General features: G+C 63.6%; 19 protein-coding genes and 1 tRNA gene. 12 read left to right on the top strand and 8 right to left on the bottom strand.

Going from position 1 to position 21667, the window contains the following annotated elements; all coding sequences use genetic code 11:
- The first annotated feature begins 142 nt into the window (after positions 1-142).
- From QPW08_RS01860 to QPW08_RS01825, 8 genes are all read left to right on the top strand, one after another.
- On the top strand, positions 143-337 hold the full coding sequence (locus QPW08_RS01860; protein ID WP_284124030.1) for a hypothetical protein: 195 nt from the start codon (positions 143-145) through the stop codon (positions 335-337).
- Entirely contained in the window at positions 334-957 is a 624-nt protein-coding gene (locus QPW08_RS01855) for a hypothetical protein (protein ID WP_284124029.1), read from the top strand. Before QPW08_RS01860 ends, QPW08_RS01855 begins: the two co-directional genes overlap by 4 nt.
- Positions 954-1154 (top strand): helix-turn-helix transcriptional regulator, encoded by a 201-nt coding sequence (locus tag QPW08_RS01850; RefSeq protein WP_284124028.1) that lies wholly within the window; start codon positions 954-956, stop codon positions 1152-1154. The genes QPW08_RS01855 and QPW08_RS01850 overlap by 4 nt, the downstream gene beginning before the upstream one ends.
- A 144-nt stretch (positions 1155-1298) precedes the next feature.
- Positions 1299-2030 (top strand): alpha/beta fold hydrolase, encoded by a 732-nt coding sequence (locus QPW08_RS01845; RefSeq protein ID WP_284124027.1) that lies wholly within the window; start codon positions 1299-1301, stop codon positions 2028-2030.
- Entirely contained in the window at positions 2027-3022 is a 996-nt protein-coding gene (locus tag QPW08_RS01840; RefSeq protein WP_284124026.1) for an LLM class flavin-dependent oxidoreductase, read from the top strand. Before QPW08_RS01845 ends, QPW08_RS01840 begins: the two co-directional genes overlap by 4 nt.
- A gap of 130 nt (positions 3023-3152) precedes the next feature.
- A complete protein-coding gene (locus tag QPW08_RS01835) occupies positions 3153-7865 on the top strand; it encodes an NAD-glutamate dehydrogenase domain-containing protein (protein ID WP_284124025.1) in 4713 nt (1570 codons plus the stop codon).
- 40 nt (positions 7866-7905) lie between these two features.
- Positions 7906-9132 carry an NAD(P)/FAD-dependent oxidoreductase gene (locus QPW08_RS01830; RefSeq protein WP_284124024.1) on the top strand — a complete coding sequence of 409 codons (1227 nt, stop codon included), beginning with the start codon at positions 7906-7908 and terminating at the stop codon, positions 9130-9132.
- Positions 9129-10304 carry a CaiB/BaiF CoA transferase family protein gene (locus QPW08_RS01825; protein ID WP_284124022.1) on the top strand — a complete coding sequence of 392 codons (1176 nt, stop codon included), beginning with the start codon at positions 9129-9131 and terminating at the stop codon, positions 10302-10304. Before QPW08_RS01830 ends, QPW08_RS01825 begins: the two co-directional genes overlap by 4 nt.
- Here the strand turns inward: QPW08_RS01825 and queG are convergent.
- Positions 10301-11353, bottom strand: a complete 1053-nt coding sequence (gene queG / locus QPW08_RS01820) for a tRNA epoxyqueuosine(34) reductase QueG (protein WP_284124021.1) — start codon at positions 11351-11353, stop codon at positions 10301-10303. The two genes, QPW08_RS01825 and queG, sit on opposite strands and share 4 nt — an antisense overlap.
- 101 nt (positions 11354-11454) lie before the next feature.
- Here queG and QPW08_RS01815 point away from each other — a divergent pair, with 101 nt between their 5' ends.
- The 4 genes from QPW08_RS01815 to msrB all read left to right on the top strand — a co-directional run bounded on the left by QPW08_RS01815 (position 11455) and on the right by msrB (position 15741).
- On the top strand, positions 11455-12429 hold the full coding sequence (locus QPW08_RS01815) for an ABC transporter ATP-binding protein (RefSeq protein WP_284124020.1): 975 nt from the start codon (positions 11455-11457) through the stop codon (positions 12427-12429).
- Entirely contained in the window at positions 12426-13664 is a 1239-nt protein-coding gene (locus QPW08_RS01810; RefSeq protein ID WP_284124019.1) for an ABC transporter permease, read from the top strand. The genes QPW08_RS01815 and QPW08_RS01810 overlap by 4 nt, the downstream gene beginning before the upstream one ends.
- A 155-nt stretch (positions 13665-13819) precedes the next feature.
- A complete protein-coding gene (locus tag QPW08_RS01805) occupies positions 13820-15157 on the top strand; it encodes a cytochrome P450 (RefSeq protein WP_284124017.1) in 1338 nt (445 codons plus the stop codon).
- Positions 15158-15246: 89 nt separating this feature from the next.
- Positions 15247-15741: a peptide-methionine (R)-S-oxide reductase MsrB gene (msrB, locus tag QPW08_RS01800; RefSeq protein WP_284124016.1), complete on the top strand. Its 495-nt coding sequence runs from the start codon at positions 15247-15249 to the stop codon at positions 15739-15741.
- Here msrB and QPW08_RS01795 read toward each other — a convergent pair.
- The 7 genes from QPW08_RS01795 to QPW08_RS01765 form a co-directional block, all read right to left on the bottom strand.
- Positions 15738-17513 carry a hypothetical protein gene (locus tag QPW08_RS01795; protein WP_284124014.1) on the bottom strand — a complete coding sequence of 592 codons (1776 nt, stop codon included), beginning with the start codon at positions 17511-17513 and terminating at the stop codon, positions 15738-15740. The two genes, msrB and QPW08_RS01795, sit on opposite strands and share 4 nt — an antisense overlap.
- 4 nt (positions 17514-17517) lie before the next feature.
- Positions 17518-17928, bottom strand: a complete 411-nt coding sequence (locus QPW08_RS01790; protein WP_284124013.1) for a GtrA family protein — start codon at positions 17926-17928, stop codon at positions 17518-17520.
- A 28-nt stretch (positions 17929-17956) separates the two neighbouring features.
- The gene (locus tag QPW08_RS01785) at positions 17957-19555 is read right to left on the bottom strand and encodes an NAD(P)/FAD-dependent oxidoreductase (protein WP_284124012.1); all 1599 of its coding nucleotides are present in this window, start codon (positions 19553-19555) and stop codon (positions 17957-17959) included.
- A gap of 136 nt (positions 19556-19691) precedes the next feature.
- Positions 19692-20315 carry a PilZ domain-containing protein gene (locus tag QPW08_RS01780; protein WP_284124011.1) on the bottom strand — a complete coding sequence of 208 codons (624 nt, stop codon included), beginning with the start codon at positions 20313-20315 and terminating at the stop codon, positions 19692-19694.
- 177 nt (positions 20316-20492) lie between these two features.
- Positions 20493-20577, bottom strand: a tRNA-Leu gene (locus QPW08_RS01775).
- 69 nt (positions 20578-20646) lie between these two features.
- Positions 20647-20925, bottom strand: a complete 279-nt coding sequence (locus QPW08_RS01770) for an integration host factor subunit beta (protein ID WP_284124010.1) — start codon at positions 20923-20925, stop codon at positions 20647-20649.
- A gap of 182 nt (positions 20926-21107) precedes the next feature.
- Positions 21108-21464 (bottom strand): GntR family transcriptional regulator, encoded by a 357-nt coding sequence (locus QPW08_RS01765; protein ID WP_284124009.1) that lies wholly within the window; start codon positions 21462-21464, stop codon positions 21108-21110.
- Positions 21465-21667 lie beyond the last annotated feature (203 nt).

Raw genomic sequence — 21667 nt, 5'->3', positions numbered from 1 at the left:
GGCTGCATCCATGCGCTCGAAGGATGACAGCGGCAAGCCGCATATTGTAAACGGAAAGCGACCCATCCTTTTTGTAAAGTGTCGTTGACAATGAGCTCGAATCATGTCAAACACCCTTTCCATAAAGCAAAGGGAGCTTGAAATGACCGAATCGAAAATCAAACTCGCCGCCATCCTCTCCTTGGCCTTCGTCGCGCTTGTCGCGGGGCTCGCGTATTCCGGTGTAGCGTCTGACAAGCAGTTGCAGGTACTGGTTATCACCTTGCCCGCACTGATATGGGCCACGATCCAACCGCGGAAGGTGTGCCGCCTGGCCGGCAAGCGAGACGCGGCATGAGCGATACCGCAAGACCGGGCGTCCTGGGGCGCGGGCCGGGCTTTTGGGCCGGACTGATGCTGGGCGGCTATGGCCTCGCTGCCGGCCTGTCTATGAGCGGTGCGATCGAAGGCGCTGCAGCCATCATCCTCATGCTTGCTCCGACCGTCCTGCTCGCCCCGCTCCTGGTTTCGGCCAGTCGTCGCAGCGATGCAGGCGGCGCAGCCTGCATGGGCAAGGGCGAAGCACAGAAACGATACATCAAGCGCGTCGCGATATCCTCGTCGGTCTATCTCGTCGCTATCGGCCTCATGACCTTTACCCTCAAAGGAGGTGAGCCCGACCCCGCACTGAGGTTGGGCGTCGCCTTGCTACCCGGGTTGGCGGTCATTGGTGTCTTCTGGGCCATCGGCAGGCTTATCGTCGAAGAGCAGGACGAGTTCCTGCGCATGCTCATCGTCCGGCAATCACTGGTGGCGACCGGTTTCGCGCTCAGCATTGCCACGATCTGGGGCTTTCTCGAAAGCGCTGACATCGTGCCGCATGTTCCCGCTTATTGGTGGGCGGTAACGTGGTTCCTCGGCCTAGCTGTCGGCGCGGTGTTCAATCGTATCCAGTACGGCGCTTGGGGGGCGGTATGAAGAACCGCCTAAAAGTCCTGCGCGCCGAGCGCGACTGGAGCCAGCAGGATCTGGCCGAGCGGCTCGGCGTCTCTCGCCAGAGCGTCAACGCCATCGAAACCGGTCGCTACGACCCGTCGCTTCCACTGGCGTTCAGGATTGCCGATGTATTCGCGCTGGCTATCGAGGACATCTTCCAAAGGGAGGCGGAAGAATGACACGGTTTCTCACCCTGGCATTGCTGGCGCTGGCGCTGGGCGGCTGCGCCAAGGCGCAATGCGAAGAGGCCTTTGAGGAACTGGTGCTGCCCGCCGCCTACTGAACTTGCCAGACTCGCCCCGATGCGGGCATGACGCCTGGCAATGAGCGACATCCAGTTCCATACAATGCCCGACGGCGTTCGGATCGCCCATCGCCACACGGCGGGGAGCGGCCCTACGCTGGTTTTCCTGCCGGGATATATGTCCGACATGGACGGCGGCAAGGCGACGGCGCTATTCGATTGGGCCCGGGCGCAAGGGCGCGCCTGCCTACTGCTCGACTATTCCGGCTGCGGGCAAAGCGATGGCGATTTCGCTGATGGAACTCTGAGCGCCTGGCGCGATGAAGTTCTCGCGTTGATCGATTCAGTGGTTGACGGGGCAGCCGTGCTGATCGGTTCTTCGATGGGTGGCTGGCTCAACCTGTTGGTCGGTGCCGCGCTCGGTCCGCGGCTGGCCGGATTGATCGGGATCGCCAGCGCGCCGGACTTTTCCGATTGGGGCTTCGATGAAGACCAGAAGGCGCGGCTGCGCGCCGGGGAAACGGTCTACGAAGACAGCGACTATGGCTATGACCCAATGCCGACCCATGCCAGGTTCTGGGCCGATGCCGAGAGCCACCGCCAGTTGGACAAGGCGATACCGCTGGCCTGCCCCGTGCGGTTGCTCCATGGCCAGCGCGATACCGACGTGCCGTGGCAGATCAGCTTGCAGCTGGCCGACAAGCTCGCCTCAGACGATGTGGTCGTGACACTGGTCAAGGACGGCGATCACCGCCTGTCACGTAACGAAGACATCGCACGCCTGCTTGATATTGTCGGAGAGTTTTCATGACCGCGCTGTCCGTCCTCGACCTGGTACCGGTGCGCGAAGGCGGCACGCTCTCCGAAGCCTTTACCGCTACCAGCGAGCTGGCACAGGCCGCCGAGCGAGCCGGGTACAAGCGGTTCTGGATAGCCGAGCATCACGCTATGGACGGCATCGCCGGCGGCGCGACCTCGGTGGTGATCGGGCATATTGGCAGCGCCACCAGCACCATCCGCATCGGCGCGGGCGGCATCATGCTGCCCAACCACACCCCGTTCCAGATCGCCGAGCAGTTCGGCACGCTCGATGCACTGTTCCCCGGGCGGATCGATCTCGGCCTGGGCCGCGCGCCCGGTGCCGGGCCGGAACTGCAGAGAGCCCTGCGCAAGGACTTGCGCGCAGCCTCGGAATATTTTCCGCAGGACGTCATCGAGCTGCGTGCGCTGCTGATCGGGGATGTCGAGCTGCCGATCAAGGCGACTCCAGGCCTTGGCGCCGATGTCGAGCTGTGGATGCTTGGCTCGAGCCTGTTCGGCGCAAAGCTCGCCGCCAAGCTCGGCCTGCCCTATGCCTTCGCCTCGCATTTCGCGCCCGACCACCTCGACGAAGCGCTGGAGATATATCGCCGGGATTTCCAGCCGTCCGAAGCCTTGGATGGCCCGCATGTAATGGCGGCAATGCAGGTAATTTGCGCCGAAAGCGACGACGAAGCGCATTATCTTGCGTCCAGCCAGGCGCAGGCCTTCGTGCGGCTGCGTACCGGCCAGCCGGGCAAGTTGCCGCCGCCGATCAGAGACTATCGCGCCAGCCTCCCTGCTCCTGCGCAGGCCATGCTCGCGCACCTCGAGCAAGCCGCTGCGGTGGGTTCCCCGGTCACCGTGCGAGAAAGGATCGCCGCGTTCATCGAGCGAACGCAGGCCGATGAGATCATCGTAGCGGGTTCGACATTCGATCCGGCGGCGCGCTGCCGCTCGTTGGAATGGACCATGGAGGCACTCGAACAGGTGTCTGCAGAATAAGTGTAAACCCTTCCACGCAGGAGCTTGCGGCGACTCGGGCAAAGGCGTAACGGCGAAATAATACTGCGCAAGACGGCAATCATATAAGCGCCGCGGCGTAGCGATAGCTCAGTAAAGGAGCGCTCGCAGGATGAGCACCAAAGACGACGCTGCGGCACAGGCCGTCGATTCCAAACTCCTCAAGACCCTGACGAAGAAACTCAGGGACGTACTGCTGCCGGGGGACGATCCCTTCGCCAAGGGCGAGCTCGAAGAGGCGGCGCGGTTCATGCTGGCGACGGCGGCGCAGCGCAAGGCAGGCGAAGCGGCGGTGACACTGCAATCGGCGCTGGGCGAGAAGCGATTCTTGCGGATCTCGCTAAACAATGACGACATGCCGTTCCTGGTCGACTCGGTAGCGGCGACCATCGCAGCCCATGGCCTTTCCATCGACCGACTGGTCCATCCCGTCTTGCGGGTCAGCCGCGACGAGGCCCGCAATATCCTCGACTTCCCGGGAAAGGCATCGGGCGAGCCCGCCGAATCCCTGATCTACCTCGAGACTGAACGCGTCGATGCCCGCCAGCGCCGCGAGCTGGAGCAAGCGCTCAAGGCGACGCTGACCGACGTGAAAGCGGCGGTCGATGACTGGCCCAAGGCGCAGGCGCTAATGGCCGCCGATGCCGAAGCCGTGGCCGCTGTCGACGCCGAGGGAGCCGAACTGTTGCGCTGGTTCAACGACAACATGCTGACCCAGCTGGGCCATGTGACCCGCAAGCGCGATGGCACTGTCGAAGATGTCCAGGGCATCTGCCGCAAGAGCGCTAGGCAGATCCTTGCCGACGCGTCGTATGACCGCGCGTTCGAATGGTTCGACAAGGCCAAACCAGGCGAGCGCCAGCTGCCGCTGATCGTCAAGGCCAACCGCGTCTCAAATGTTCATCGCCGCGTGCCGCTCGACCTGTTCATCGTACCGCGCATGAACGGCAACAAGGTCGATGCGCTGTCGGTCCATGCCGGGGTGTGGACCAGCGCCGCGTTGGCAACAAAGCCGCACCATGTCCCGCGCCTGCGCACTCAGCTCAGCGAGCTGATGGAGGCATTCGACTTCAACCCGGCGGGTCACGCCGGCAAGGCGCTGGTCCATGCCATGACCGCGCTGCCGCACGACCTCATCATCGGTTTCAAGCAGGAAGATATCACCCGGCTTGCGACCACCATGATGAGCCTTGTCGACCGCCCGCGGCCACGCCTCGCCATTGTCAAAGCACCGCTGGCGCGCCACCTGTTCGCCTTCGCCTGGTTGCCGCGCGACTTGATCTCGACTGACTTGCGGCGACGGATCCAGGCCATGTTGGAGGAAGACACCGGTTCCAGCCTGCTCGACTGGAGCCTTGAAGTCGAAGGCGGGGCGCTGGCGATGATCCGCTTCGTGCTCGACTTTCGCGAATCGCAGTCCGCGTTCGACGAAGATGCGCTGGAGGACAAGTTCCAGGACATGCTGCGCGGTTGGGGCGAAGCGGTCGAAGGTGAACTGGCGAAAACCATCGAGGCCGGTCGCGCCGCCGCCCTGGCCGCTCGCTATGCCGAGGCTTTCCCGGCCTTCTATCGCACCGGCTATGGCCCGGCCGAAGCGGCGATGGACATTGACCGGATTCGCAAACTGGCGAGCCATTCGGGCGATGAGAGCGAAACTGCGGCGCACCGCGATGCCCGGCTCTATCGCATAGACACCGACCCGTCTGATCAACTGCGGCTCAAGGTCTACCAGCATGAAGGGGCATTGCCCCTTTCCGATGCAGTCCCGGCGCTCGAGAATTTCGGTTTCCGCGTCATGGCAGAAGTGCCGGCGCCGCTCGCCAAGGGCACGCTCGGAACAGTCCATGACTTTACCCTGAGCCTGCCAGACGGGGCAGCCCAGGCCAGCATCCTCGGGCAAGCTGCCAGTATCGAACTGGCGATCTCTGCCGTGCTCAACGCCGAGGCAGAAGACGACCCCTTCAACCGGCTGGTGGTTTCGACAGGGCTGGCCGCGCGGGAAGCAGAATGGCTGCGAGCCTTCTATCGCTACCTGCGCCAAACCGGGGTCAGCTTCACGATTTACACAGTGGTCGATGCACTGGCCCGCGCGCCCGAAGTGACCAAAGCATTGATCGCGCTGTTTATTGCGCGGCACGATCCGAAATTTGGCGGCAATCGCGCTGAATCCGAAAGCGACGCCGTCACGCGGATCAAGAGCGGTCTCGCCAAGGTCGCCGCTATCAACGATGACCGCCTGTTGCGGCTATACCGCGCGGTCATCGACGCGATCCTGCGCACCAATGCCTTTGCCCCGGCCGGACAGGAAGCGCTGGCCTTCAAGATCGAATCCGCGCTCGTCCCCAACTTGCCCAAGCCGGTGCCGTGGCGTGAGATATTCGTCTATTCGCGCCGTGTCGAGGGCATCCACCTGCGGTCTGGCCCGGTCGCCCGCGGCGGGCTGCGCTGGTCCGACCGGCGCGACGACTTCCGCACCGAAATCCTCGGCCTGATGAAGGCGCAGAAGGTCAAGAACGCGGTTATTGTTCCCTCGGGTGCCAAGGGCGGGTTCTATCCCAAACAACTGCCCGATCCCGCCCGCGACCGCGATGGATGGGCCGCCGAAGGGCAGGCCAGCTACGAGGTCTTCATCCGTACGCTGCTGTCGGTCACCGACAACATCGCCAACGGCAAGATCGTGCACCCTGAGAGCGTCACCATCCGCGACGGGGAAGACCCCTATTTCGTGGTCGCCGCCGACAAGGGCACGGCCAAGTTCTCGGACGTGGCCAATGGCATTGCCCAGTCGCAGGACTTCTGGCTCGACGACGCTTTCGCCAGCGGCGGCTCCAACGGCTATGACCACAAGGCCATGGGCATCACCGCCAAGGGCGCGTGGGTCAGCGTGCAGCGGCACTTCCTCGAGATGGGCACCGATGTGCAGACCGAGCCGGTGCAGGTCGTTGGCTGCGGCGACATGTCGGGCGACGTCTTCGGCAATGGCATGCTGCTGTCGAAAGCGATCAAGCTGGTCGCCGCTTTTGACCACCGCCACATCTTCATCGATCCCGATCCCGATCCGGCGAAGAGCTGGAAAGAGCGCAAGCGCATGTTCGACCTGCCGCGTTCGAGCTGGGAGGACTACGACGCTTCGCTGATCAGCAAGGGTGGCGGGGTCTATTCGCGCGACGCCAAGAGCATCAAGCTCTCCAAGCCGGCGCGCAATGTGCTGGGCATCGAAGACGCGGTCATCGAGCCCGAAGCGCTGATCACCGCCATCCTCAAGGCCCCGGTCGACCTGCTGTGGTTCGGCGGCATCGGCACCTATGTGAAGGCCGAGCGTGAAAACAACATCCAGGTCGGCGATCCGGCCAACGATTCCATGCGCGTCGATGGCCGTGACTTGCGCGTCAAGGTGATTGGTGAAGGTGCCAATTTGGGCGTCACGCAGGCGGGGCGGATCGAATTCGCGCTCGCCGGCGGCCGCATCAACACCGACTTCATCGACAATTCGGCCGGGGTCGATTGCTCGGACAACGAAGTCAACATCAAGATCGCGCTCGCGGCCGCGCGGCGCTCGGGCCGACTGTCGGAGAAAAAGCGCGTCAACCTGCTGGCGGAGATGACCGACGAAGTCTCCGACATCGTGCTGGAAGACAACCGCCTGCAGGCGCTGGCGCTGTCGATCGCTGAATATGGCGGCTGCGAAGCCACCGCCTCGCTGCTCAGGGTTTCCGACACGCTCGAGGACATGGGCTATCTCGATCGCCGCACCGAAGGTCTCGCCGACAACGAGACGCTCACCCGCCGCGCCGCCGATGGCGTCGGCCTCGCCCGGCCCGAGCTGGCCGTGCTGCTGTCCTATGCCAAGCTGGCGCTGCAGGATGCGATCGAAGCCAGCGAGCTGCCCGATGACCCGACGCTCGAGCGCAACTTGAGCGAATATTTCCCCGCCCCGATGCGCGCGAAATTCAAGGCCGAGATCGCCGATCACCGGCTGCGGCGCGAGATCATCGCCACTGATCTTTCGAACCGCATCGTCAACCGGCTGGGCCTCGTCCATCCGTTCGAATTGGCGGAAGAGGAAGGCGTAGGGCTGGCAGAAGTCGCCACTGCCTTCGTCGCGGCCGAGCGATTGTTCGACGTCCACACCATCTGGGAGGATATCGACGCGGCGAAGATGCCCGAGCAGACCCGCATCCTCGCCTTCGACAAGGCTGCCGTTGCCATGCGCATCCAGATGGCCGACCTGCTGCGCGAATGCGCCGGTTTCAAGAAGCCGAGCAAGGTGGTCGAAGAGCTGGGTGCAGGTGTGAAGATCCTGTCCGAAGGTACGGCAACATTGCTGGCCGATGAAAGCCGCGCCCTGTCCGAGCGCTTGCGCAAGGAATTCGCCGAAGGCGGCCTCCCCGACAAGATCGGCAAGCGCATCACCCACCTGTTCGATCTCGATGGATCGGTCGGCCTCGCCAAGCTCTCCGGCTTTGCCGAAATCGACCCACCCAAGCTGACCTGCGCCTTCACCATGCTCGGGGCCGAGCTTGGCCTGACCTGGGCGCAGGGCACGGCGGCGCTGATGAACCCGTCGGATGTCTGGGAGCGCCTGCTCGTTGCAGGCCTCGCGCGCGATTTCCAGCAGATGCGGCTCGATTTCCTCGAGCGGATCGCCCGGCGCAAGGGGATGAAAGAGAACCCCGCCAAGGTGGTCGAAGCCTGGATCGAGGACAACAAGCCGGCCATTCGCCAGTTCCGCGCGATGATCACGCGGGCGCAGGCGCACACTCCGGTGGCCCCAGCCATGCTTGCGCAAATCGCTAGCCAGGCCCGCAACGTGCTGTCGCGCTAAACGCTTGACGATCAGGCGCTGCCCGCCCCATGCGGCAGCAATGGACCATGCGGATATCGTAATCGTCGGAGCGGGGCACGGCGGCGCGCAGGCTGCCATTGCGCTGCGGCAGAAAGGCTTCGAGGGCAGCATAGCACTGCTGACGCGGGAGAAAGACCCGCCCTACGAACGCCCGCCGCTGTCGAAGGAGTATCTCGCCCGCGACAAGCCGTTCGAGCGGATCATGATCCGTCCAGAGGCTTTCTGGGCCGACAAGGGAATCGACTTGCAGCTGGGCCGCGCCGTCGTCGCGATCGATCCGGCGGCGCATAGCCTCGCTTTCGCCGACGACGCAGCCATGACCTACGGTACGCTGGTCTGGGCCGCCGGCGGCGACCCGCGGAGGCTGTCCTGCCCGGGAGCAGACTTGGCGGGGGTTCATGCCATCCGCAACAAGCCCGATGTCGACCGGCTGATGGCCGAACTCGACGCCGGTGCGAAGCGGGCCGTTGTGATCGGCGGCGGCTACATCGGGCTCGAAGCGGCGGCCGTCCTGCGCAAGCTCGGCTGCGAAGTCACCGTCCTCGAAGCACTCGAGCGCGTGCTGTCCCGCGTGGCCGGGGAGGAGCTGTCGACCTTTTACCAGGACGTTCACCGCGAGGCCGGGGTCGATATCCGGCTCGGAGCCATGGTGGAAGCGCTCGAAGGGGATGGCTCCAAGGTCACCGGCGTTCGGCTGGAGGGCGGCGAAGTGCTGCCCGCGGATCTCGTCATCGTCGGGATCGGTATCGTCCCGTCGATCGGCCCGTTGATCGCTGCCGGCGCTTCGGGCTCCAACGGCGTCGATGTCGACGAGTTCTGCCGCACCTCGCTGGAAGACGTCTACGCCATCGGTGACTGCGCGGCGCACGCCAATGGCTTTGCCGACGGCGCGGTTATCCGCCTGGAATCGGTCCAGAACGCCAATGACATGGCGACCACCGCGGCGCTATCCATCACCGGCGATCCCAAGCCCTATGCGGCGACCCCATGGTTCTGGTCCAACCAGTATGATCTCAGGCTTCAGACCGTTGGCATTTCGATGGGCTACGATCACACCGTGCTGCGCGGCGATCCGGGCGAGCGCTCGTTCTCCGTCGTCTACCTCAAGGATGGCCGGGTGATCGCGCTCGATTGTGTCAACCGCACCAAGGACTATGTCCAGGGCCGCAAGCTGGTCGAAGCGCGCAGCATGATCGACCCGGAAGAACTGGCCGATGCGGAGAAACAGCTCAAGGAAATGCTATGATCGCCCCCGCTGATGGCAAGCCGATGCTCGAAGGCATCAAAGTCGTCGATCTCACCAGCATGGTGTTCGGCCCCTATTGCACGCAAATCCTCGCCGATTTCGGGGCCGAAGTGATCAAGGTCGAGAACCCGGGCGGCGACAACCAGCGGCACACCAGCAAATACGCCGTCAATCGCGGGATGAGCGCGACGCATATCGCGCTCAACCGGGGCAAGAAGTCGATCGTGCTCGACCTGAAGCAGGAAGAGGACCCCGAGGTCCTGCGCAGCCTGCTGGCCGATGCCGATGTCATGGTCCACAATATCCGCGGCGCCTCCATCGAGAAGCTCGGTTTCGGCTATGACGCGGTGCGGGAAATCGCACCAGAGATCATCTATGCGCATTGTGTCGGTTACGGCTCGGGCGGACGCTATGCCGGGTTGCAGGCGTTTGATGATACCATCCAGGCCGCGACCGGGACTGTCACGCTACTGAGCGAAGTCGATGGCGATCCCACGCCGCGCTTCCTGCCGTCGCTGGTGGCGGACAAGGTGTCCGGCCTGCACGGGGCCTACGCCATCATGGCGGCGGTGATCCACCGCCTGCGCACCGGGCGCGGCCAACATATTGAAATTCCGATGTTTGAACTCTTCACCAGCTTCATGATGAAAGAGCATATGGGCGGGCTGACCTTCGATCCGCCCAAGGGCCCGCCGGGGTTCGTGCGCCAGCTCGATCCTTTGCAGAAGCCGTTTGCAGCGAAGGACGGTCACGTCGCCATTGCACCCTCGCGACTGGAAGGATTCCGGGACCTTGTGGTGCTGCTGGGCGACGAAGAATTCACCCGCGACGAACGATTTGCCGACCGGCGCGGGCTGTTCTTCAACCAGGCCGCGCTGCAGGAGCGGGCGATGGAGTTGAGCCCCAATTTCACCGTGGCGGAGCTGGAGAAAATCTGCCGCGACAACAGCATCCCGGCAATGAAGGTGAGCCATTTTACCGAAGTGATCGACGACCCGCATCTGGCGGACACAGGCTTCATCCAGCGCACCACGCATCCCAGCGAAGGCGGAGTGGTCGAGATGCGCGAGCCCAGCACGTTTTCCGATTGGAAACATGAGCTTACAGGGCATGCACCGCTGCTCGACGAACATGGCGCGGAACTGCGCGAACAGGTGAAAAAAAAGGGCTAGCCGAGGCGGGCGGCAGCCCATTCGGCGGCTTCGGCCACCACCGGATCGGGATCGGCGCGCAGGCGTTCGACTGGTGCGCGCAGCTCGGCGTCACCCGAATTTCCCGCTGCAATCAGGCAATTACGCACGAACCGGTTTCGCCCGATCCGCTTGATCGGGGAGGCGGTAAACAGTGTCCGGAACCCGGCATCGTCGAGTTCCAGGAAGTCTGCCAGCGGCGGTGCAACCAATTCCTCGCGCGGGGCGAAGGCCTTGTGACGGGCGGCAGCATCGGCAAACTTGTTCCACGGGCAGACCGCCAGGCAATCGTCGCAGCCGTAGATACGGTTGCCGATAGGGCCTCGGAATTCCTCGGGAATCGGGCCTGAATGCTCGATGGTGAGGTAGGAAATGCAGCGCCTCGCATCGAGCTGGTAGGGCGCTGGGAAAGCATCGGTCGGGCACGCCGCCTGGCACGCATTGCAGCTCCCGCAGCGGTCCGGATGCGGCGCATCCGGCGCCAGATCGAGGGTACAATAGATACAACCAAGGAACAGCCAGCTACCATGCTCGCGGCTGACGAGATTGGTGTGCTTGCCTTGCCAGCCGATCCCGGCCGCTTCGCCCAACGGCTTCTCCATCACCGGGGCGGTATCGACGAACACCTTGAGCTCTGTTTCGGGTTCCTGTTCGACCAGCCAGCGGGCCAGCGCCTTGAGCGCTTTCTTGACCGTGTCGTGATAATCGCGGCCCTGCGCGTAGACTGAAATCCGCGCCTTGTCGGGATGCTCCTCCAGCGCCAGCGGATCATGCTCGGGCGTATAGGCCATGCCCAGCGCAATCACGCTCTTCGCTTCGGGCCACATCGAATGCGGGCCTTCGCGCACATCGGCGCGGTCTTCCATCCAGCCCATCGAGCCGTGATGGCCTGCAGCAATCCAGTCATGCAACCGCCGGGCCCGCTCGGGATCAGTCTCGGCCGGAGCCACGCCGACCGCGACGAAGCCCAGCTCCTTCGCCTTGGCGACGAGCCGCGCTTTCAGGTCATTGGTTGCAGCGGCGTTAACCACGCTTATGGTCGCTCCCGTTCACTGGCGGCGGTTAACGCGCCGGCATGGATATTGCGCTAAGCGAAGCCCCTCTCGCGGGCAATGATGGGTTTGCATCCGGCATGAATCACTTCGGGGATCAATCCGGCGCTGGCGAGACGCGCCCGCTCGCGATTGAGGCAAGGGGTCTCGTCAAGCGGTTCGACGGCCAGCTCGCGGTCGACGGGGTCGATATTTCTGTCCCCGCAGGCGCGATCTACGGCATCCTCGGCCCCAATGGCGCGGGCAAGACCACCACGCTGCGAATGCTGCTGGGCATCATCGACCCCGACGAAGGCGTGCGCCGGGTGTTCGGGCATGATCGCCCGCACGAGATCGGTCGCCTGATCGGATATCTGCCCGAGGAACGCGGGCTCTACCCGTCGATGAAGAGCTATGAAGCGATCGGGTTCATGGGCGCGCTGCGCGGGATGAAGCTCCACGACGCGCGGGAAAAGGGCAAGGAATTGCTCGAAGGGCACGGGCTCGGCCACGCCATCGACAAGCAGATCCGCCAGCTCTCGAAAGGCATGGCGCAGACCGTCCAGTTGCTCGGCACGCTGGTGCACGACCCGAAACTGGTGGTGTTTGACGAACCTTTCAGCGGGCTCGACGCGATCAACCAGGGCAAGCTCGAGCAGCTGATCCGCCGCCTGGCCGACAACGGCACGACAGTGATCTTCTCGACCCATGTCATCCACCATGCCGAGCGGCTGTGCGACGATGTCGCCATCATTGCCGGGGGCAAGGTGCCCTATGCCGGCAGCGTCGAAGTGGCGCGTGACCGGATCCCGGCGCAAGTGCGGCTGGAAACCAAGGCGCGCGATGGCCAGTGGCGCGCCGCGCTTCCCGCGGACGCCCGCCAGGTCGGCGACTTCTGGAACTTCTCGCTGCCCGAAAGCGGCATCGAGCCGCTGCTGCGCGCGCTGATCGAAGGCGAAGCGGGCATCCTCTCGCTCTCCATCGAGCGCGCCGGGCTGCACGATGCCTTCGTCCATATCGCCGGGGAAGCCGCTGCCCGCGCGCTCGAAGCGGACAATGCGGGAGACGCCCGATGAGCCCTGAAGCCACACCCAATTCGCGCCTGTCGCTGATGGCCGCCGCGCTGGTCGTCGCTCGGCGCGATTTCTTTGCCATCCTGCTGAGCCGCGCCTTCCTGTTTTTCCTGCTCGGTCCGCTGTTCCCGATCGTGGTCGGCGCGCTCGCCGGGGGGATCGGTAGCCAGGTCAAGCAGGAAGTCGCCAACCCGGAACTCGCCGTGCTGATGGCGCCTGCCGAACGTGACGCCATGGTATCAGCGCACCGCGCGCTGGGAGGGCAACTGGGTCAAAGCCTTCCGCCTCTGGTGACGCTCGACGACCCGCTTACGACCGACCCGGCCAGCATCCTGGCCGAGCGACGCGGCAATATTGCTGCCGTGCTGTCCGGCTCGCTGGAGCAGCCAGTGCTGACTGCGCCGGAAGACCAACTCGAGCGCATGCGTGGCCGGGCCGCGCTGCTCGCGGCAACGGCCATGGGCAATGCACCGAGCCAGTTCCCTGAGATCGCTACGTCGACGGTCGTCACCAGCGGGGCCAGCGAACGATCGGCCCGTGTGCTGACCGCGCAGGCGGGCCAGATGCTGCTGTTCCTGCTCACCATGCTGCTCGCCGGCATGGTGCTGTCCAACCTCGTCGAAGAGAAAGCCAACAAGATCATCGAGATCCTCGCTGCGTCGATCCCGATGGATGCGGTGTTCTTCGGTAAGCTGTTCGCCATGCTCGGCGTATCCTTTGTCGGCATCGCGGTGTGGGCCAGCGCGATCGGGCTGGTCATGCTCGGGGGCGGGGTGAGCCTCGAACAACTGCCCGAGCCGGCGGTCGGCTGGCCGCTCTTCATCGCCCTCGGCATCGCCTATTTCGCCATGGCCTACCTGCTGTTGGGCTCGGTCTTCCTGACCATCGGCTCGCAGGCGAAGACCGTGCGCGAAGTGCAGACCCTGTCGATGCCGGCCACCATGCTGCAGCTGATCGTGTTCTTCGCCGCCAGCTTTGCCGTCGCGGACCAGGGCTCGGCCTTCGAATGGGGCGCAGTAATCTTCCCGTTCAGCTCGCCTTTCGCCATGCTCGCCCGCGCGGCGATGCAGGAAGGGATCATGCAGCACCTGGTGGCGCTGGCTTGGCAAGCATTCGCCGTCACTATCTTCGTTCGCGTCGGCGCAACGCTGTTCCGCAAGCGCGTGATGCAATCCGGCCCTGGCGGGAAGGCGAAGAAGCGCGGCCTGTTCGGACGGGGCAAAGCAGCGGCGGCCTGAAAACGACAGCATTGTTGCAGGCCCACGCCAGTGGTAGCCTCACAGCAAGAATAGGTCGCGAAACGAAACCTACTATTGACACTGCTGTCAATAACGTCAGGATAGCGCACCAAGACGGGCGGCCCGGAGATTCGCCCGCGACAGGAGAGACAGCCATGGCCACCCTTGCCCCGAAACGCCCGGAATGCCGCCGTTCCCCCACGGCCTATGAAGCGCTGAAGGAGCACCTCAAGGAGCATCCGGAAGACCGGCTGGAGCACCCCGACAAGTGGGACGTGAGTCGGAGCGACATCTATTACAACAACACCTGGCAGCCGATCTTCAAGGAGATGCGCGAGGCCGGGCCGCTGCACTATATCGAAGACAGCCCGTTCGGCCCCTATTGGGCAGTGGTCGGCCACAAGGCGATCCAGCATATCGAAGCACTGCCCGAGACTTTCTCTTCCAGCTGGGAGCACGGCGGGATCACCATCCTCAACCGGCTCGATGACGAGCAGCTTGAGGAAATGGGCCGGGAACGGCGCGAACTGCCGATGTTCATCGCCATGGACCGACCGCAGCACACCGGCCAGCGACGCACTGTCGCGCCCAAGTTCACCCCTTCCGGCATGGCCGAGATGGAAGGCGAAATCCGCCAGCGCACCGGCGAACTGCTCGACACGCTGCCGCGCGGCGAAGTATTCGACTGGGTCGACAAGGTTTCGATCGAACTCACCACCGGCATGCTCGCCATCCTGTTCGGCTTCCCGTGGGAAGACCGCCGTCTGCTGACCTACTGGTCGGACTGGTCGGGCGATACCGAGCTCGCCACCGTGCGCGAACTCGACGAAATGCGCTGGGGCATTCTTGAAGAAATGGGTGCCTATTTCCAGTCGCTGTGGATCGAGCGCACGCATGACAAGGAGCCGGGCGACGACCTCATCTCGATGATGATCCATTCGCCGGCGATGAACCAGATGAGCCCGCAGGAATTCATGGGCAACCTTGTGCTGCTGATCGTCGGCGGCAACGACACCACCCGCAATTCCATGAGCGGGATCATCTACCAGCTCGACAAGAACCCCGACCAGCGCAAGCTGTTCGAGCAGAAGCCCGAGCTGATCCCCAACGCGGTGCAGGAAATCCTGCGCATGCAGACCCCGCTTGCACACATGCGCCGGACCTGCACCGAAGACACCGAAGTGTTCGGCCAGACCATCAAGAAGGGTGACAAGGTCGTGCTGTGGTACATCTCGGCCAACCGCGACGAGGAAGTGTTCGAGAACCCCGACAAGCTCGACATCGAGCGCGAGAACGCCCGCCGCCACATCGCTTTCGGCTATGGCATCCACCGCTGCGTGGGTGCACGGCTGGCCGAACTGCAGCTGCGCGTGCTGCTGGAAGAGCTTCACAAGCGCCGCATGCGGGTGCATGTCGCGGGCGATATCGAGCGGGTGCGGGCGAACTTCGTCCACGGCTTCCGCAAGCTCGAAGTCGAGATCACCGAATTCTGATGTTTTTGGCGCAGGCGGGCTGAAACCTTTTGGCCCGCCGCTTCGTATTATCGGGTGAGAGCAATCTTATCCGAATGACGGAGCACGCCATGATCACTAACCCGAACCGCCGCCAGATGCTCGGCTGGCTGGGAGCTGGAGCGTCCTTTGGTGCGCTGACGGCCTGCGGGGCCGATCCAGTCGAAGCCAAGAGCTTTCCCATCCGAAAGAGCGAAGCGCAGTGGCGCAAGGAGCTGTCGAAACAGGAATTCTGGATCCTGCGCGAAGCCGGGACCGAGCGGGCCTATTCCTCCCCGCTGGACAAGGAGAAACGTGCCGGAACCTTCGTCTGCGCCGGTTGCAATAACCGGCTCTATTCCTCGCGCCACAAGTATGATTCGGGCACCGGCTGGCCCAGCTTCTGGCAACCGATCGAGCGCGGGGCGGTCGGTACATCGACCGACTACAAGCTCGGCTATCCGCGCACGGAAGTGCACTGCGCCGATTGCGGCGGACATTTGGGCCATATCTTCAGCGATGGGCCGAAGCCGACCGGCAATCGGCACTGCATCAACGGCGTAGCGCTGGACTTCATTCCGGCCTAGTTCTTGACCTGCCAGACGCGAAAGGTCTCCGGCGTGCCGAGATCGACCGGCTCGAGCCAATCCGGCGCAGTCCCGTCGCGCAGCCGGTAGGCGAAGCTGCCCTTGACCCCCTGCGTGACATAGATCTCCGGCTCGACCAGGTCGGTGCACATCACGACATATTGGGCACCATGCTTGCGCACGAGGTCATGCGCCAGATCCGGCGTGCCAGTATAGCCAAGGATCACGTCGCGCATGGCCTTTTCCGCCCGGTGATGCCCAGTCGCGACCACCGCATGCGGCGAACGCTGCAGGATCGCCGGACCGATATCGAGTGGGGCGAAGATCGTGCCTTGCGGCAGCGTACCGAGCTTGTCGGCGCTGTCGAACAGGTCGCAGCTGGAGATGGACATGCCCCCGGCGTCGCTGCCACCGGACGAAGCGAGCAAGCGCTGGATCGCGAGATAGGGCGTGGACGGCACCAGCACCAGCAGCATGCCCAGCGCCACTCCCATGCGTTGGACCGGCTTCTCCAGCGTGCGGAATGCCTCCAGTCCGCGCTTGAGGACATAACCCAGTGGCAGGGCCGCAAGGATCGAAGCGAAAGCCATCGAGCGCCAGACCAGCAAGCCAAGCACAAAGGTCCCGACGAAAACCAGCAGGTAGTCTCCCCACCAACTTCGCTTCCAGTCGCGGGCACCGCGCCACAGGTGGATACCGACAGCAAGGCCGACAACGATCTGCAGCAATTGCGGATAGACCAGCGCCGACTGGTCCCAGATCGGGCGGCCTTCGAGGACATTGGCGTACCAGTAGTCGCGGACCAGTGGATCGAGTGCGCCGAACGGCGTGCGTAGGCAATCGGGCGAGGCCAGGCCGAACACCGCGACCCCGGCCATGCCGGCGAGGCCCAGGCCCGCCAAGGTGGCGGGCCAAGGCAGGCGCGGTGCATAGGCCAGCACGGTCACCCCGGCGGCAACGACGGCGAAGAAGCCGACATGCGGCAGTGTCATCGCGTCGCAATAGGGCGTCAGGTCGTCAAAGCCGCGCGTGGCGGCAAACAGCACAGCCAGCGTGGCAGCCAGCGCCTGCAGGTAACCGACCAGCCAGAACCGCCCTTGGGCATCGCGCAGCCAGCGCAGCGCGAGCACGCCCCCGAAAAGCGCGGCAATGGGGATGAGCTCCAGCGAAATGGTGATCCCCGCGCCGATAGCGAGGCCGGCGAGTGCGCCGCCCTTCCAGCCGTGTCGCGCGTTGATCGCCCACATCGCGGCTATGACAGCGCAGATCTGCCAGCCGTGGTGGTCGATCCTGAGCGGCTGGAACTGGAACACCAGCAGCGGCAGGAAGCCGATCGTCAGGCAGGCGAGCCCGGCGGTCTCGACATCGAACATCCGCCACGCCATCCGCCCTGCGAACAGCATGGCCGCCAGCAGGGTCAGCAGCGGAACCAGCACAGTTCCGACCTGTTCGGCCAGCGGCTGGCCCAGCAATGGCGTCAGTCCGCCAATGACCGCGACCAGCGGCAGGTCGATGAGCCGCGACCAGTGCATCGGCACCGGGTTGGCGGGGTCGAGGCGGTACTGGTTGAGGTCAAACCAGCCTTGTCCGGCCAGCAAGTCGCGCACCTGTACCAGCCGCAAGACATCGTCGGGGTCGGGAAAGCGGCGGGTGGCGATGCTTTGCAGCGCGGTCAGGACCAGCAGGGCCGAGACCGCCAGCCACACCAGCAGGATGCGGCGCAGCGGATACTCGCCCTCGCGCAAGCGCCGGTCTTCATCAGTGCCGGGCATCGAATTATTCCCCGTGGCGGAACACGACCTTGCTGCGCAGGAGCCAGGTCAGGGCGAAACTTGCACCTACGGCTACCAGCTTGGCGATACGCGGATCAATCCCGGCAAGGTCGCCGCCCCCGACAATCGCGGTGGTCAGGGCAAGACCGGCCAGGGCTGAGATCACGAACATTGCTTTCTGCTTGGTCCGCGCGATACCGCGTTCGGCCACGCGCCCGGTAAACACCGTCCGGCTGGAAAGCAGCCAATGCGCAAGTATGCCCAGTGTATAGCCGATCGCCGACGCGATAACGGCAGGCGTACCGGCTGAAAGCAGGGCGAGGAAACTGCCGAGATCGACGGCCAGGGCCCCGACGCTGGCGAGCAGGTAGCGCACCAGCACGATGTCCTTGAGCCGATGGACGAGTGCCATCATCGACAATACTCCCCCTCTGGCCCCCGATTTATGCAACGCGGCGGTCTTCGCCATCCGAGTCGTCTCCAGCAACAATCCGCTCCGGCACATCGCGCATGGAGTTCAGCGCAGCTGCCTGATCTTCTGTCACCGCCTCGCGGGCCGGCAGCGCCTTTTCGGCACCTTCGTCGCCTGCCTCGTGGTACTCGGCGTCTTCATTGACACACCAGATGTCGTAGACGCGCTCGCCGGCGAGGATGTTCTCGACCGTCAGCATCGCCGTCATCATGGCGTGATCCTGGTTGTTGTAGCGATGCATGCCGTTGCGACCGACAAGGTGCAGCGTCTCGTACTTATGCTCCAGCTCGCCGCGCATCGCCGCCACGTTGGCGGCATATTCCTCGTCATAGACGGGGTAGGCTTTCTCCTGCCGCACGACAGCGCCGCTCTTGACCTTCTTCGGATCGACGAGGCCGAGCGTCTTCATTTCGGTGGTGGCGAGATCGACAAGGTCGGCATCGGCCATATCCCACAGCCCGTCGCCTTCGAAGCAGAAGTACTCGAGCCCGACACAGGCCATTTTCTCGTCCGGGATCATCTCCGGCGACCAGCTGCGGAAGTTCTGCACGCGTCCGACCTGCACCTTGCTGTCGTGGATGTAGATCCAGTTGTCGGGGAACAGGTCTTCGCCTTCGACCATCAGCGCGACCGTCAGGAAGTCGCGATACTTGAGCTTGGTACCGTTCCAGCTGGTTTCGGGTAGCGGGTGCAGGCGTGCGCCGAGCTCGCGCATCGGTGCCGAGCTGATGGCGTGGCCTGCCTTGACGACGATCTTCTCGCCGTCCTTGTTGGTGGCCGACATGCGCCAGCCGCCTTCACCATCCGAAGCGAGCTGTTCGAGGCCATAGCCCATAATCACCTGGCCCTTGCCGGTGGCGACGATCTTGTCGCGCGCGGCTTCCCACATCATGCCCGGGCCCTGCCGCGGATAGCGGAAGGTTTCGAGCAGGGTCTTGGTTTCCATGCCGTCATTGGGCTTCTTGTTGAGGCCGAGCGAACGCTTGAGGCCGTCGACCACGGCGCTCCACAGGCTCAGGCCCTTGATGCGCTGGGCGGCCCAGTCGGCGCTCATTTCGTTGCAGGGCATGCCCCACACCTTCTCGGTGTAAGTCTTGAAGAAGATCGAATAGAGCTTCTGGCCGAACTGGTTAGTGGTCCAATCCTCGAAGCTCTTCACATTCTTGATCGGGAACGCCTTGTACCAAAGGTAGCTCACCATGCATGCGGTAGAGCGCAGGATGCCGAGGTTCGACAGCGCTTCGAAGGCGCGCAGCGGGTAGCTGTAGAACTTGCCTTCGTAATAGATGCGGCTCATGCGAGGGCGCTGGATGAAATCGTCGGGCAGGATCTCGTTCCACAGGTCGACGACCTGCTGGCTCTTAGAGAAGAAGCGGTGCCCGCCGATGTCGAAGCGATAGCCCTCGTGTTCGACCGTGCGGCTGATGCCGCCGACATAGGTCTCGTCTTTCTCAATAATGGCGACAGTCTTGCCCGCCTTGGTCAGCAGGTAGCCGGCGGTCAGGCCTGCGGGACCGGCCCCGACAATGGCGACGTCTACATTCAGTTCACGAGAAGTGGCGGTGTTCATTCTTGCCCCCAAGACAACCAGGTATTGATCTGTTGCGTGCTTGACGCGTGACTGGGGAGTGAAGGAAAATGGTTAGGGAGGTGTTAACACCGCCCTCAAAAACACCGGCCTACAAATGGAGTGTGCCTGCAGGCAATCAGGCAACGCTCTGGATCCGCGCCACCAGGTTAGCGAAATCGCGGAAACTGAAGGTCTGTTCGAACACCAGCCCGTGGATATTGTCGCGCCGCCAGCGCACCTTTGCCTCAATGCCGGGCAGCATCGGTGAGCGCAGGCTCAACAACTGGTCACGCGCGAGGAGCCGATCGCATCGCAGGCAGGCACCCTGTTGCGACAGGTTGGTGAAACTCGCCCGGCTAATGACACCGTCGGCGCACATCTCGACCGGATAGTCGATTTCGATCCGGAACTGGCGGCGGGGGAAACGGGCATCGTCGGCCAAGAGCTCGTCCAGGCTCACTGCGTCCTTGAAACGAAAGCCGGCTTCCCCTTCCTTCTCCCACACCTTCTCGATCAGGTGTGGACGCTTCTCAACCAGCTCGATTGCCATGCGGTGGTCGGGCGGGAGCGGGTGGAATGTCCGGATGCTGAGCCCGGTCTCCGAAACATCACGGATAACGCACAGGAACTCACCGGTGCGGCAATGCAACCGGGCTTGCCGCAGGAGCAGCGTATACCGCGGCGCGGCGCGCTGTTCGACCGAAGCGGTTGCATCATGGTACTGGGGCCCTCCATCGGGGGCGAACTGAGCGGTAGCCATACGGTATTCCCATCGTTGCCGAAGGAATGCCTAGCCCGACAATGGCGAGAAAATTGCCAAGCCTGACCTAGTAAGTTTCCCTAGGGGTAAGTGAGACCGGGCGTTGCGCTTCTAGCGCTTCGCTTGGGAGTTTCTCGGCCAATCCAGTCCCCCGGACTGGATTGAGTCGCGAGAAACTGGTGCGGGTGGTGGGACTCGAACCCACACGAGCAAAGCTCAGGGGATTTTAAGTCCCCGGCGTCTACCATTCCGCCACACCCGCAAGGCGCAAGAACGCCCCCTAGCGGCAATTCATGCCACAGGAAACGCAGGATATTGTGTCGGAAACAGCTCAGCTGTTGAGCGCGTTGCGCATTTCCTTGCCGGGCTTGAAATAGGGCACGCGTTTGGCCGGGACGTCGACCGGCTCGCCGGTACGCGGGTTGCGACCTTGTCGCGCTTCACGCTCGCGGGTGGAAAATGCGCCAAAACCGCGCAGCTCGACCCGGCCACCTTCGGCCAGGCGTTCGGCAATCTCGTTGAAGAAGGTATCGACGACCTGTTCGACTTCTTCGGCGCGCAATTCCGGATTGTCGCGCGCAAGGGCCTGCAGCAGTTCTGATCGGATCATGACTTCCCTCCGCGCCGCGCTGGAATAGCCGCGGCATGATTGGTTGGCGAGAGCTCCTCCGTGGCAAGCCCCCAACTTGGTCATCAACGACGCGCCCAACCGTCAAGACGATGGAAACAGTGGCAGAAATCTACAAAACGCGCAAACCCTCGCGCAGGAAAATTGCATAAACCGCTGGCAGTTCAGGCGGTTTCCTTGGCGGAACGCGACAAAAGTTGCTCGACCTCGATGCCAAGCCGCTGGATTCGATCGCGAATCTCCGGCCATTCCTCGGCCAGGAAGTTATCGCATTCGGCCCGGCGCAATTTCTCCGCCGCGCCTTCAACCACATACATGCCGACCCCGCGTTGCACTTCCACCAGCCCGTCGGCCTGGAATTGCTGGTAGGCTTTCGCCACAGTCAGCGGATTGGCACCCTGTTCGGCTGCGAAGGCGCGAACCGAGGGCAACATCTCGCCTTCGCGGTAGCGGCCATCCATGATGGCGGCGGCGATCATGTCGCGCAGGCGCAGGTAAACGGGTCGATTTGCTGTACTCATAGGTGCATCAGTGCCATAATACAGCGTGTCAGGTCAAGCGCTGTCGCCAATCTGCAAACCGCGCTTCAGCGCCGATAAAGGTGGTTTCGCCTGAAACAAATTCTTCACAACGCGAAATGAGGCGCTAGGGTGCCCGACATTGCACAGGGCCGGGGGGGAACGCGGCCTGCTGGTTCGGGTACGAGACAAAGAGGCTTTCACAA

Origin of the sequence: Parerythrobacter aestuarii (genome assembly GCF_030140925.1) — a bacterium.
Classification (GTDB): Bacteria; Pseudomonadota; Alphaproteobacteria; order Sphingomonadales; family Sphingomonadaceae; genus Parerythrobacter; species Parerythrobacter aestuarii.
This window is presented reverse-complemented; position numbering and strand designations above follow the sequence as displayed.